Raw genomic sequence first — 12,228 nt, forward strand, 5'->3', positions numbered from 1 at the left:
GGATAGTAGGTGCGTTACTTGTTTGCGCGGGCTGTTTGCCACGCACGAGGATCGTTCAGGAAGCGTTCCACCTCGTCCAAAGTCTTCGCCGAAAACACACCTTGAGCCTTGGCCTCAGTCAGAACATCCCACCATGTACACAGGTGGATCAGTTGAACGCCATGATCGCCAAGGGTTTTTTCGGTCTCGGGGAAAATGTCGTAATAGAAGATCACGGCGGTAGCACCGCACGTCGCGCCGGTGTCGCGAATCGCATCGACGAAGCTGAGCTTCGATCCGCCATCCGTGGTCAGGTCTTCGACCAAGAGCACGCGCTGCCCTTCGCTCATCGCGCCTTCGATGCGGGCGTTCTTGCCATAACCCTTCGGCTTCTTGCGCACATAGGTCATGGGCAGGGCCAAGCGTTCGGCGACCATGGCCGCGAAGGGGATGCCCGCGGTTTCGCCACCGGCGATGTTGTCAAACGCCTCGAACCCCGCTTCGCGCATAATCTCGACCGCCATGAAATCCATCAGGGTCGAGCGGATGCGCGGGAAGCTGATCAGCTTACGACAGTCGATATAGGACGGGCTGGGCAGGCCAGAGGCGAGCGTATAGGGCTCGTCGGTGTTGAAGTTCACGGCCCCAATTTCCAACAGCATCCGCGCGGTCAGGCGGGCGATTTCATCCTTGGTGGGGAAGGTCGAAGGGATCATGGGCAGCGGTCCTTGTTCAGTGGTTCAGGCCTCGACCTGCCAGTGCAGCGGAAAACCGGGGTCGAAGGTGGTGACGGTGTGTTCGCCTGCCTGCAACGTGGCAGGATAGGTGATCGGGTCGCCCTTGCGGAGCGTGATCATGTCCTCGTTCACCGGCAGGCCATAGAAGGCCGGGCCGTGAATCGATGTAAAGCCTTCGAGCTTGTCCAGCGCGCCTGCTGCCTCGAATGTTTCGGCCAGGATCGACAAGGCGTTCGGCGCGGTGAAACACCCAGCAGAGCAACATTCGCTTTCCTTAACATGGGTGGGATGTGGTGCACTGTCAGTTCCAAGAAAGAAGCGCGGGTCGCCCGATATGGCTGCGGCTAACAGGGCCTCTCGGTGTTCGCGGCGCTTCAGGATCGGCAGGCAGTAGTAGTGCGGGCGCATTCCACCTACCAGCATGTCATTGCGGTCCAGGATCATGTGCTGCACCGTGATGGTGGCGCCGATATTGGTGTCATTGGCCTTGACGTAGTCGGCACCGTCTTTGGAAGTGATATGCTCCATCACCACGCGCAGCTCGGGAGTGGCGCGCCGGACCGGATCCAACACGCGATCGATGAACACGGCCTCACGGTCGAAGATGTCGACATCGCGGTCCGTAACCTCGCCATGGACGCAGAGGGGCATGCCGATCTCGGCCATCTTCTCAAGCACCGGTCGGACCTTGTCAAAATCCTGCACGCCGGACGCCGAGTTGGTCGTGGCGCCCGCCGGGTAAAGCTTCACCGCTTTCACCAAGCCCCCGGCCGCTGCGGCGGCAACATCTGATGGATCCGTATCCTCGGTCAGATAAAGGGTCATCAACGGCTCGAACCGCATGTCGCTGGGCAACGCCGTCATTATGCGGGTGTGATAAGCTTTGGCATCTGCACTCGTCACAACCGGAGGCACAAGGTTCGGCATGATGATGGCACGAGCAAAATGGCGCGCGGTTTCAGGGAGGACGGCTTGCAATATCGCGCCATCGCGAAGATGCAGGTGCCAGTCATCGGGACGGCGGAGTGTCAGGGTCTGGGTCATCGGAACAGGGCATAACGCAGCAACGAAATTGGTGCCAGAAGATTCGAGTGAATCCTGATCGCTAATCTGCGACGCGACAGGAGAAGTGACCGATATCTCTGCATCGGGTCCGCCGCTTTGGTGCAAGCTGGCCTAAGAACGTTCAGCCAATGCCTGTTCTGCGCGTTTCAGCGCCTGCTGGAATCTTGGGGCATGTTGATGCGTGGTCACTGACGTCGCCAACCATTTGACCAAAAGCGGTTTGCGCCGCGCCTCGGCAGACGCCAGCAATCTGCGCAAATAGGGACGGTAACGCCGTCGAACTCGCAAAGCGCGATAACAACTTTGCGGCGTCAACCTGTTCTGTCCGGCTTGGTCAATCAGATCATGGGTCACGCCCATGTCAAACAGCGCTTGCGGCAGGTCGCCACCAAAATGGCGGCAGTGAATATGATGAATATGTGTGCCTGCGAACATTGCCGCGTGGACAGTGTCTTCGGTGATCGCAGGATCGAAAAACAAGAACACATCTTGTGCCATTTCGACCATCTCAGGGGCATAGTGATATCGATCCGTGAAGTTGCGTCGCCGTGCTTTGGGGAAGCGGCGATCAAATTCAGTGCGGTTTGGATCAAGGGTGGCCTGCGGTTGTACGGCGATAACTGTCACTTCGGGCGCAACGATGGAAAACGCTGCCGCTGCATAGCCGCACATGCCAGCGCCAAAAAAAATTACCTTTTCAAATTCTTCAAAGAAGCCATCTTCGATCAAGCGGTCGAAGTATCCATAAACGGCACGGTCGCGAAACCAGCTGTCAGAATGCGCCAGAACACACAGGTTGGACCAACCGTTTTGCCGTACAAGCGTCCAGCCCAAAGGTTCTTGCAAAGGCGAGGTGTCGCGAACACTGCGGACCGTTTCAAACGTGACCAGCAGCGTCCGCCCCTCGTCGGTCAGAATAGCCGAATGCTCGACTCCCAGTGGCTCGAAATATCCCCGCTCGTCGCTAATCTCTTCAAGCTGTGCTAGCCACTCGTCATCAGGTGTGCCGGCACCATAGGCGTTTGCTTCATCCGCTGACAGGTCGTCCTGCATCACACACCTCGGCACTCATTGCTCCATCCGGTGCTTTCTTTCGGCGTGAAAACGGGCGGATTTTGGCACGGAATGCGGCAATAAATAGAAGAGTGGTAGAAAGGCTGACCTATTGTTTCCCGACGGATTTTAATCGTCCGAAACGCGTGGGATTTGTGCGAAACTGTATATTCTTTGCGCATCTTGCATGGGAATCGGGCGGGCCGGTGGGGACAACATTAGCCGCCCGAAAAGGGCACGGTTGGGTTCATCTTGCATGAGTTTACGAAAGTGCTGTTTGCGCCACTTGACCGCCGCGTGATGAAGGTCTGCAACTTTGGGGTCCGACATAAATTTGGCAAGCTGGGCCTGACGCGGGGCTTCTGTCTTTTGGATTGAAGTATCTTCAACCTCACACCAGTTTCGTTCGCACCAATAGTCCATTCCGATGGGACTGTCTGACCGGTTCACGCGGCCTCGGTCAGATTTCAGGACGAAGCTTTCCATCGCACCCAATGGGTAATGGTTCAACTGCACCAAACCGTAGTTTGTTTGGTTGAAAGCTGAAAAGATTCGGCTGCGCTGGAATTTTTCATCCAGCTTTCGGCCATTTCCGTCAAACCATTGCGTGGTTTCGGCGACCCCCTCGACCGGAGACCGGGGGCGGTGAACCCCGAGTTTTCGATACGCTCCGCGATTGCGATAAAGCGATTTAAACAGGAAGGCGCGCCACGGCCACGTCATAACCTCGGGCGCGGCGCGTGTGAATTGCCGCGTGATGGGTTGGTCGTGATAGTCGATTATCCCGCCATTGCCGAACAAGCGCCAGGTCAAGGTGATCGCGTCGGCGTCGGGCAGGGCGGTGAACAGGTCTGGTAGCGTGTGGTCCCCTATGTGGATGTTTACAAATTCGTCCACATCCAGCGTCATCAACCAATCGGCGTTCCGCACAAGCTGGTGTTTGTCCGCAATCTTAAACCCGGTCCATTGGATGCCGCCCTGATCATATGGTCCATCATTGCGTAGATGAGTAAGATGACCCAGATCCTGTAAACGATCCAGCAGATCATCCGTCCCATCTTCGCATCCGTTCGACAGGACCAGAAAATCGGTGAAGCCAACCGCCTTGTGATGCGCAAGCCATTCCAGCAGGAACGCAGCCTCGTTCTTCACACATGTGATAGCCGTAATGCGCATCACGGGGTCACAATCGCGTGTTTCGGAGAGCGGGGCCAGCATGGGTTTTTGTTCGGTAACATATGCTTAGCTGCTCACACTTCGTGCCTTGCCGGGTTGCGTTCGACATTGGCAGACGCGGCAAAACCCGTCAACGGCGCACCTTTCCGATCGCGGCGACCTATCGCAATGGTAGAGTTTACGTAACGAAAAGCCTTATTTCCTTGCCTCGATTGAGGTGTGAGTGTCATTTACCAGAGACCCTTTTCGTGGACCCATCCAGATTCGCTGGTTGCTGCAAACCGCGATTGTCGGCTCATACGGACAGGGTTCAGGAAGCAATGTGGCTGCTTGCGCCGCGGATGCGAACCAATTTTGTGTTGTAAATGGTATACTCCATAATGGGCCGCCTGATCCGTCAGGCGGTCCGTTTACGTTTTGCGGTTGAAACCCTGTGGAGGGCCGGTGACAGTCCTAATTCGAATATAGATTTTGGATCATCCACTGTGACAGAGCTCAGCACAATCCCGCAGATCGCTTTGCGATGGCTGCACGCGGGCAAGCGCGTGGCAATAGCGACAGTTGCCGAGACATGGGGCAGTGCGCCGTGTCCTGTGGGCAGCCAGATGGTCATCACCGAAGATGGGGCGATCGAAGGATCGGTCTCGGGCGGCTGTGTCGAAGGAGCGGTCGTGGCAGAAGCGCATGAGGTGATAAGTGCCCGCGTGCCGCGCCTGTTGACCTATGGTGTGGCAGATGCGGATGCGTTCAGCGCCGGATTGGCTTGTGGCGGCACGATCCGAATTCTGGTCGAACCGGTCACAAATGAGGAATGTGATAAAGCGACCATGCCCGCTGCAATACTGGAACGGATTGTTCGAAAACAAGCCGCGCGTGTATCGTTTGCCTATCAAGTGAACTTGAGTTCCTGGTCGCGACACCTTTTGGTGCCGAATGAAGCCCCCAAGTCGATGAATACGTTGGAAACCCAGGTCTATGGTGATCAGTTCACGCTTCTGTTCTGTCCGCCACCACGGTTGATCATCGTTGGAGCCGTGCATATTGCGCAGGTACTGGCCCCGATGGCGGTTGCTTTAGGATATGAACCCGTCATCACTGATCCGCGCAGCAGTTTTGCAACGGCTGTTCGGTTTCCGGGTCTACGCGTGATTTGCGAGGATACCGACGATGCTTTGGCACAGATTGGGGTGGACGCTCAAACTGCCATTGTCACTTTAGGCCACGATCCCAAGATCGACGATCCCGCGATCCTAATCGGGCTGGAGAAGGGGGCCATCTATATCGGCTGCCTTGGTTCGCGTCGCACCCATGCCGCACGGCTGGACAGATTGCGTGCCAAGGGTCTGAAAGAAGAGGCATTGGCGCGTTTGCACGGCCCTGTAGGGCTCGACATCGGGGCTAAAGGACCGCCTGAAATTGCGGTGTCAATCCTGTCGCAATTGGTTGCTGCACATCGGGGTAAGCTGTAGCCGTTTTGAGCTCATAGGCTGTCGCGCGGTGGTTTGATGCGCAAAACAAGCAGGCGTGCAAGCAGGATCGTGGCAAAGCCAAGACCCGCAGCTAAAGTCTCGCCCAGATAGGTCAGCAATGCCAGATAGACCGCTCCGCCCACAAGGGACAGCGTGGCATAAAGATCTTCTTTCAACAGGCTGGGGGTCATGTTGCATAAAAGATCACGGATCATACCGCCCGCCGTTCCGGTGACGCAGCCAATAACGATCGCAAGGATCGGAGATATTCCCGCATCCAGCGCCACCTGAACGCCGGTCAGGGTGAACAGCGCCAGTCCTATGGCATCCAGTTGCATTAGCACCTTGAGCCTGCGGCCGTTGCCTGACGACATACGCGTGGCAAGGCCGAAACTGATCAGGGCAACTGGCACCGCAACGGCAAGATAGCGGGTGTCGGTGATCCAGAACACTGGTGTCAGTCCAAGAAACAGATCGCGCAACGTCCCGCCACCCATCGACGTGGCAATCGCCAAAACAGTCGCGCCAAAAAGGTCCATATGAACCCGATGTGCCTGTATCGCGGCTGATGCCGCCATAACTGCAGTCGCCAGAAGCGACAGTGGGACGAACAGAAAAGACAATGATTCCATAGGGGTATCCGGATTTCGTAAGACAAATGGAAGGTCGATGGTAACGGCGGTGGTGTTAAGGTGGATACGTGATGTATTGGCTGAACAAAACGATCACTTGTTGGTTGAACGCGACAGAAAAGTAGCCAGCGTGTCAAAAATCAGCCGAATCCGCGGGCTGGTGTGCAGGTCACGATGAGTGATCAGCCAGACCGGGAAGATGACCGGTGCCATATCGGGCAAAATCCGTTCGACCCCCTGCGTTGTGTCCCCGACATTGGAGGACATGAAGGCTATGCCAAGCCCGCGTTGCACATACTCCCATGCAACGACACCGCTGTTCGACCCGATGTGAAAGTTCTGGTCCGTGACTGGGATGCCAAGCGGGGTAAGATACCTGATCATTTCGTCTGTTGATCCGAAGTTCACGAAATCATGTTTTGCAAGGTCAGCTTTGGATTTTGGGCGGCCGCGCCGTTTCAGATAGGATGTGGCGGCATAAAGATGCGCTTCGGCTTCGTCTACCAGACGTGCATAGAGTTCTGGTTGGGAAGGTCGAACGTGGCGGATCGCTATGTCTGCTTCGCGTCGCTGAATGTCCCGAATATCGTTGGCGGCGACTATGTCGACCTCGAGCATTGGGGCGACGTCGCGCAGATGTTGCAGCATGGGTGGCAGGATATATGCGGCAAACACATCTGACGCTGTGATCCGGACCGTGCCTTCAACAGCCTGCGTTTGCCCTGCCGCGACCAGCGAGATTTTGACCGCAGCATCTGCCATCTTATGCACATGTTCCAAAACCGCACGCCCTGATGGGGTCAAAACCAACCCGCGCCCGATGCGTTCGAATAGGGCAATGCCCAGCGTCTCCTCTAACCCTGAGACTTGCCGACCTATCGTGGGTTGGGTTTGGCCCAGCACGCGGGCAGCAGCCGACAGTGAACCTTCATCCGCTGTGGCCATAAAAGCCCGGATTTGGTTCCAGTCAAACGAGATCGCATCCCAATTCATGCGTATATGTATAGCTGTAAGGCAAATTTTAGCAATTCCTCTTGCCGTTGCGCATGGATAGACAAGCGCCAAAGGAGATATCACATGATCCAAGCAGCGAAATTCTGGGACCGTATTGCCGCGAAATACGCCAGTGCCAAGATTAAGGATCCCGAAGGATATCAGTTCACGCTTGAGCGGACGCGCTCTTATCTCGGTCCGCAAGATAGAGTGCTCGAGATTGGGGCCGGAACAGCAACAACTGCCTTGGAACTGGCCCCTGCCGTTGGGCACATCACGATCACCGATGTCTCGCCCGAGATGATCCGGATCGGAAAGGACAAGGCTGAAGCACAAGACGTCCGCAATGTTGATTTTCATGTGGTGGACGCAAAACTTCGGGGAATCGACGGTCCCTATGACGTCATTCTTGCCCATAATGTGCTGCATTTGGTGGATGACTTGCCCGGCACTTTAGCGCGTGTGCACGACCTTCTGGCGCCTGGCGGTGTATTCATATCGAAAACGTTCTGCAAACCAACGCAGGGCGGGCCGTGGTTTTATTATGCCATGCGCCTTGCGCTGCCAATGATACAGTTGATCGGCAAAGCGCCTTATGTAGCGATTATGAGTGTCGAGGAGTTCGAGGCCATACTGACCGAACACGGGTTCAAGATCGTTGAAAGCGGAAATTTTCCAGCTAAGGAGCTACGGCGTTATATTGTCGCCCGTCGCTGATCGGATCAGGCCGGTCAATCACCATCTGAAACGCAAAAAACGCCTTGCTAGAGCGAGGCGTTTTTCGGTGTTAGTTCAATTTCTTAATCCGTTATTTGGACAACGGACCAATCATCATAACCATCTGGCGGCCTTCCATCTTCGGCATGTTTTCGACCTTGCCGACGTCCTTGGTGTCTTCTGCGACCCGCTCAAGCAGCTCGCGACCAAGATTTTGGTGCGCCATTTCACGCCCCCGGAACCGCAGGGTCACTTTGACCTTGTCGCCATTTTCCAGAAACTTGAACACGTTGCGCATCTTGACGTCATAGTCATGCGTGTCCGTGTTAGGGCGGAACTTGACCTCTTTCACCTCGATGGTTTTCTGCTTCTTACGGGCTTCGCTTTCCCGTTTCTGCTGTTCATATTTGAACTTGCCGAAATCCATGATCTTACAGACGGGCGGCGCTGCATTGGGCGATATTTCAACCAGGTCAAGCCCGGCTTCTTCTGCCATCACCATGGCTTGCGCAGGCGTGACAACACCCACGTTTTCGCCTTCGGCGCCAATTAGTCGAATTTCGGTGGCCTTGATGCGCTCGTTTACGCGGGGGCCAGTTTCGCGCGTGGGCGGCGCGTTGTGAGGTCTGCGGGCTATTGTGCCATTCCTTCTGACGTTTCGGTGTTCTTCGGTTGCGGAAGTTAAGGCCCATGCGGGTGTGTTTCAACCCGATAAAGCGTTTTGCGAAGGATTGTTTCCAGTGGATGAGGATTTGAAGGCAAAAGTCGACGAAATCCGATCTTAGGGATCAGAATCCTGCAATTATTTCGATACATTGGCGTTTTGACGCGCATTGGATGAAACTCCCCTTGCGCTTGGTCGGCTTAGACCTCACATGCCTGTTGGATGCTGTGCAGATCTGTGCAGCGCATGTATGGACAAGTTGAGGATGCCGACATGAGAAACACCATTATCGCCGTTGGAATTGTGATCGTTGCCGCTGTGGGTGGCTATATCTGGTACAACAACAACCAGACCAAAATGATTGCCGAAGAGGCCGCAGCCGAAGCGGCTGCAGAGGCAGAGGCTGCTGAACAAGCAGCCGCAGACGCTGCAGCAAAAGCTGAAGCAGAAGCGAAAGCTGCCGCCGATGCCGCTGCTGAACAAGCGGCTGCTGCCGAAGCCGCAGCAAAGGAAGCTGCTGAAAATGCAGCTGACGAAGCGGCTGCTGCTGCTGACGTCGCGGGCGAGGCTGTTCAAGACGCCGCCGATGCCGCAGGCGAAGCTGTACAAGATGCCGCTGAAGCTGTTGGCGACACGCTGAACCAAGCTGGTGAAGCCGTAACCGATGCCGTTGAAGGCGCAATCGATTCCGTCACCGGCACTGCCAGCGACGCTGCAGAGACCGCGACACCTGAAGCCGGTGCCGATGCCGCCGCCGGGGGTGCAGCAGAGGCAACCGCAGAAACGCCCGCTGACGCCACGCCCGACGCGTTGACCAAACAGGGTTTTGACGCCGCGAAGGTGAACGAGATGATTGACAACTCGTCGCTGGGTGAAGCCGAGAAGGCCGGTTTGAAAGCTGCCGTTGAAGCCGCTGCAAGCAACCCTGCGCTTCTGGAAGCTGCAATCAGTCAGGTTAAAGGTGCGCTAGGCATGTAAGCCCCAGACAATGCAAAACAGAAAACGCCGCGTGGGAAACCGCGCGGCGTTTTTCGTCTTATGGGTCGCAGCGTTCACATTGCGGGACCAAAGTCGAACCCAGCACCGTCAATTGGTTCGATCAACTCGGGTCCATCATCCCTCAGACCAAATTTCGCAACCGGATCGACAAGAAATCGGCCCTGCCACCCGGTGCCGAAAGTATCGCGAACGTCGTCATCGGTTGCGGTCTTTTCAAGCCAGGCCTGCGCTTCCTCGGACGTCAGAATGACCGGCATACGTGGGTGCAGCGACTCGATGTCCGGCAAAGCCGGACGGGTCAGCAGCGTGCAGGTGCGGCGTCCATCTGACAACTGCGTATGCAGCCCGGCGAACAGCATCACCGGATGATTTTGGGCCAGACGAATGTAGTTTGGCATGCGCTTGTTTTTCGGTCCGCTCCATTCGTAATACCCGGTCGCCGGAACCAGGCAGCGCCCGGATGACCAGGCCTGCCGGAAGGTCGGTTTTTCAAACGCGGTTTCGATTTTTGCATTGAACGTGGTGGGTTTCCATTCTTCCGCCGGGTCCTTGAACCAACTGGGGACCAACCACCATCGCGCTGTCGATGCCGTCAGCGTTCTTCCCTGTGGAAACAGGATGTTCACTTGCTGGGTTGGTTTGATATTGAACCCGGTTTCAGCAGGTGGAGCATCGGTGTCGATCACCACAGAACGGGTCGGATAGATAAAGCCCTCGATGATGGCCAGCATCTGGGTCTGCGTCATGTTGCCAGCGATAAGTCGTCCACACATGCAGGTCAGTTTGCCTTGATATCTGCGCCCTGTCCATGCTGGGCGCGGGCATGGAATGATGGTGGCAATTTGATGGAAAAGTTGGTGCCGATCAACAGCGTGATCCAAATCGAAATGGTATCGCAGACGCGCCTTCGGACCGGCATTTAAAGTATGCTATACTGGCACATCGCGCTCAATCACGAGCGGGGTGGGTCGAACGACAATCATTGTCGTTCCAAGAAAGGGTGAATGAATATGTATGCTCGCGTTACACCTTACAAAATGAAGCCCGGAAGCAAAGCTGCTGCAACAAAAATTATGGAGAGCCTGAAAGACAAGATCATGGCGTTGCCAGGCCAGAAATCCTTCCTGAATGTCATGAATGATGATGAGGGGTCTGGCTATGTTATCTCGACCACAGAGTTGGCAGAGATGAGCCCGGAAACCGGCGAGAAGGTCAAAGCGCTTTGGTCTGCTTTTTCCGAGTTTCTTGAAAATGATCCCAAGGCGAAATCCTATACTGTCATCGCGAATTGGAAGGCCTGAGTGCTGAGTGGCATGATAGGACAGTTCTATTCGTGCTGAACAATCACGGCTTCGAAATCGACATCGCTCGTGACCATCGTGTGATGGCCTTTGCCATGCTTGTCTTCCATATGCCACACGTCGCCTTTGGCGATATCGCGGGTTTCTCCGTTGCTTGCGGTGACTTTGATGCTGCCCGCCAGACAGATCAGTTTTTGGCGCACCGGGGTGGGATGGATTGGTTCGTTCCATCCCGCGCGCAGGCGCAGAAACATCATCTGGCGTGCAGGTTCGGGGTCTGAGACCTCGATGTCTTGCGCCGGTGGTGCAAAGCTGCGCGGCGCAAGCGTGATGTCGATATCGCTCCAATGACTTTCGCCCGCCTCATCTGCATAAAGTTTGACATACTTCATAGGCTCCTCCGCGACCGACTGCGCCTGTTGGAGTACCACATCTTTTGGGTTTGGCCTATTCAAACGCCACGCATTTCAAACGAACGATATCGGTGGGCATGAGAAAAGGGCGGGCCGATGGCTCGCCCTTTGCGCTTAATGCCCTTGATATCCGGCTGGCCCGGACTGTGTGCCGCTTTATTCCAGAAACGCCTTTTCAACCACATATTGGGCAGGCTTGGAGTTAGCACCCTCTTCAAGACCTGCTTCTTCCAGCAACTCCTTGAGTTCCAGGTTGAACGGCAGGTTGCCGCAAATCATCGCACGGTCGTTTTCCGGGCAGAGGGGGGCGATGCCCAGATCTGCAAACACCTCGCCAGAGCGGATCAGATCGGTGATCCGGCCCATCTTGGGGCTCTCTTCGCGCGTGGTGGTCGGATAGTATTTGATCTTCTTCCAGAAGCCTTCGCCGATAACTTCATTCAGAAGCTCATCATGCTTCAGGCTTTCGATCAGGTTCGCACCATAGGTCAGTTCTCCCACTTCACGGCAGGTATGGGTGATGATGATCTCGTCGTAATCCTCATAAGTTTGCGGTTCACGCAGCAGCGAAGCGAAGGGAGCAAACCCGGTGCCTGTGGCAAAGAACCAGATGCGTTTCCCGGGGATCAGCGCGTCATGCACCAACGTGCCGACAGGCTTGGGGCGCAGAATGATCTGATCGCCTGCCTTGATGTGCTGAAGTTTCGAGGTCAGCGGGCCATCAGGCACTTTAATCGAATAGAACTCTAGTTCCTCATCCCATGACGGGCTGGCAATCGAATAGGCGCGCAGAAGTGGCTTTTGTTTGCCGGTATTGGGGTCCGGGTCGCCCATCAATCCGATCATCACGAATTCGCCCGAGCGGAAGCGCAGGGTTTGCGGTCGCGTGCAGCGGAACCGAAACAAGCGGTCGGTGTAATGTTCCACCTCGGTCACGGTTTGCGCGTCGGGCAGGGTGGGAACGGGTTTTACTTTTGCTTCAGCATCCATCACGGGCGTCACTTTATTCATGTGTATCAACGGGGCACAC

At 55.7% G+C, this 12,228-nt stretch carries 14 protein-coding genes; 4 read left to right on the forward strand and 10 right to left on the reverse strand.

The genetic code is table 11. From position 1 onward, the window contains the following. Positions 1-14: 14 nt before the first annotated feature. The 4 genes from MWU51_RS03715 to MWU51_RS03730 all read right to left on the reverse strand — a co-directional run bounded on the left by MWU51_RS03715 (position 15) and on the right by MWU51_RS03730 (position 4,010). Positions 15-695: an orotate phosphoribosyltransferase gene (locus tag MWU51_RS03715; RefSeq protein WP_247034808.1), complete on the reverse strand. Its 681-nt coding sequence runs from the start codon at positions 693-695 to the stop codon at positions 15-17. A 24-nt stretch (positions 696-719) separates the two neighbouring features. After that, positions 720-1,760 carry a dihydroorotase gene (pyrC, locus tag MWU51_RS03720; RefSeq protein WP_247034810.1) on the reverse strand — a complete coding sequence of 347 codons (1,041 nt, stop codon included), beginning with the start codon at positions 1,758-1,760 and terminating at the stop codon, positions 720-722. 132 nt (positions 1,761-1,892) lie between these two features. Continuing rightward, positions 1,893-2,834: a phosphoadenosine phosphosulfate reductase gene (locus tag MWU51_RS03725; protein WP_247034812.1), complete on the reverse strand. Its 942-nt coding sequence runs from the start codon at positions 2,832-2,834 to the stop codon at positions 1,893-1,895. A 129-nt stretch (positions 2,835-2,963) separates the two neighbouring features. Beyond that, on the reverse strand, positions 2,964-4,010 hold the full coding sequence (locus MWU51_RS03730) for a glycosyltransferase family 2 protein (RefSeq protein ID WP_247038677.1): 1,047 nt from the start codon (positions 4,008-4,010) through the stop codon (positions 2,964-2,966). A 365-nt stretch (positions 4,011-4,375) separates the two neighbouring features. On the opposite strand from MWU51_RS03730, the gene MWU51_RS03735 reads away from it, so the two are divergent. After that, on the forward strand, positions 4,376-5,479 hold the full coding sequence (locus MWU51_RS03735) for an XdhC family protein (RefSeq protein WP_247034813.1): 1,104 nt from the start codon (positions 4,376-4,378) through the stop codon (positions 5,477-5,479). Between the two features lie 11 nt (positions 5,480-5,490). Here MWU51_RS03735 and MWU51_RS03740 read toward each other — a convergent pair whose 3' ends face one another. After that, complete coding sequence (locus tag MWU51_RS03740; protein WP_247034818.1) at positions 5,491-6,111, reverse strand: TRIC cation channel family protein; 621 nt, start codon at positions 6,109-6,111, stop codon at positions 5,491-5,493. Positions 6,112-6,204: 93 nt separating this feature from the next. After that, positions 6,205-7,104 carry a LysR family transcriptional regulator gene (locus MWU51_RS03745; RefSeq protein ID WP_247034819.1) on the reverse strand — a complete coding sequence of 300 codons (900 nt, stop codon included), beginning with the start codon at positions 7,102-7,104 and terminating at the stop codon, positions 6,205-6,207. An 84-nt stretch (positions 7,105-7,188) separates the two neighbouring features. Between MWU51_RS03745 and MWU51_RS03750 the strand changes: the two genes are divergently transcribed. Beyond that, a complete protein-coding gene (locus MWU51_RS03750) occupies positions 7,189-7,821 on the forward strand; it encodes a class I SAM-dependent methyltransferase (RefSeq protein ID WP_247034820.1) in 633 nt (210 codons plus the stop codon). Positions 7,822-7,912: 91 nt separating this feature from the next. Here the strand turns inward: MWU51_RS03750 and infC are convergent, their stop codons facing one another. Beyond that, on the reverse strand, positions 7,913-8,458 hold the full coding sequence (infC, locus tag MWU51_RS03755; RefSeq protein WP_247038679.1) for a translation initiation factor IF-3: 546 nt from the start codon (positions 8,456-8,458) through the stop codon (positions 7,913-7,915). A gap of 300 nt (positions 8,459-8,758) precedes the next feature. Between infC and MWU51_RS03760 the strand changes: the two genes are divergently transcribed. After that, positions 8,759-9,463, forward strand: coding sequence for a translation initiation factor 3 (locus MWU51_RS03760; protein WP_247034821.1), 705 nt, complete (start codon positions 8,759-8,761; stop codon positions 9,461-9,463). A gap of 74 nt (positions 9,464-9,537) precedes the next feature. On the opposite strand, the gene MWU51_RS03765 is transcribed toward MWU51_RS03760, so the two are convergent. After that, on the reverse strand, positions 9,538-10,257 hold the full coding sequence (locus MWU51_RS03765; RefSeq protein WP_247034823.1) for an SOS response-associated peptidase: 720 nt from the start codon (positions 10,255-10,257) through the stop codon (positions 9,538-9,540). A 231-nt stretch (positions 10,258-10,488) separates the two neighbouring features. Here MWU51_RS03765 and MWU51_RS03770 point away from each other — a divergent pair, with 231 nt between their 5' ends. Then, positions 10,489-10,785, forward strand: a complete 297-nt coding sequence (locus MWU51_RS03770; protein WP_247034825.1) for a hypothetical protein — start codon at positions 10,489-10,491, stop codon at positions 10,783-10,785. A gap of 26 nt (positions 10,786-10,811) precedes the next feature. On the opposite strand, the gene MWU51_RS03775 is transcribed toward MWU51_RS03770, so the two are convergent. Beyond that, positions 10,812-11,177: a cupin gene (locus MWU51_RS03775; RefSeq protein WP_247034827.1), complete on the reverse strand. Its 366-nt coding sequence runs from the start codon at positions 11,175-11,177 to the stop codon at positions 10,812-10,814. A gap of 177 nt (positions 11,178-11,354) precedes the next feature. Beyond that, complete coding sequence (locus MWU51_RS03780; protein ID WP_247034829.1) at positions 11,355-12,209, reverse strand: ferredoxin--NADP reductase; 855 nt, start codon at positions 12,207-12,209, stop codon at positions 11,355-11,357. Between the last annotated feature and the right edge of the window lie 19 nt (positions 12,210-12,228).

It is taken from the genome of Aliiroseovarius sp. F47248L, assembly GCF_023016085.1.
GTDB lineage: Bacteria > Pseudomonadota > Alphaproteobacteria > Rhodobacterales > Rhodobacteraceae > Aliiroseovarius.

Coding starts and splice junctions, on each gene's coding strand:
- MWU51_RS03715 (WP_247034808.1), bottom strand. CDS start 695: ATGATCCCTTCGACCTTCCCCACCAAGGATGAAATCGCCCGCCTGACC.
- pyrC (WP_247034810.1), bottom strand. CDS start 1,760: ATGACCCAGACCCTGACACTCCGCCGTCCCGATGACTGGCACCTGCAT.
- MWU51_RS03725 (WP_247034812.1), bottom strand. CDS start 2,834: ATGCAGGACGACCTGTCAGCGGATGAAGCAAACGCCTATGGTGCCGGC.
- MWU51_RS03730 (WP_247038677.1), bottom strand. CDS start 4,010: ATGCGCATTACGGCTATCACATGTGTGAAGAACGAGGCTGCGTTCCTG.
- MWU51_RS03735 (WP_247034813.1), top strand. CDS start 4,376: ATGGTATACTCCATAATGGGCCGCCTGATCCGTCAGGCGGTCCGTTTA.
- MWU51_RS03740 (WP_247034818.1), bottom strand. CDS start 6,111: ATGGAATCATTGTCTTTTCTGTTCGTCCCACTGTCGCTTCTGGCGACT.
- MWU51_RS03745 (WP_247034819.1), bottom strand. CDS start 7,104: ATGAATTGGGATGCGATCTCGTTTGACTGGAACCAAATCCGGGCTTTT.
- MWU51_RS03750 (WP_247034820.1), top strand. CDS start 7,189: ATGATCCAAGCAGCGAAATTCTGGGACCGTATTGCCGCGAAATACGCC.
- MWU51_RS03760 (WP_247034821.1), top strand. CDS start 8,759: ATGAGAAACACCATTATCGCCGTTGGAATTGTGATCGTTGCCGCTGTG.
- MWU51_RS03765 (WP_247034823.1), bottom strand. CDS start 10,257: ATGTGTGGACGACTTATCGCTGGCAACATGACGCAGACCCAGATGCTG.
- MWU51_RS03770 (WP_247034825.1), top strand. CDS start 10,489: ATGAATATGTATGCTCGCGTTACACCTTACAAAATGAAGCCCGGAAGC.
- MWU51_RS03775 (WP_247034827.1), bottom strand. CDS start 11,177: ATGAAGTATGTCAAACTTTATGCAGATGAGGCGGGCGAAAGTCATTGG.
- MWU51_RS03780 (WP_247034829.1), bottom strand. CDS start 12,209: ATGAATAAAGTGACGCCCGTGATGGATGCTGAAGCAAAAGTAAAACCC.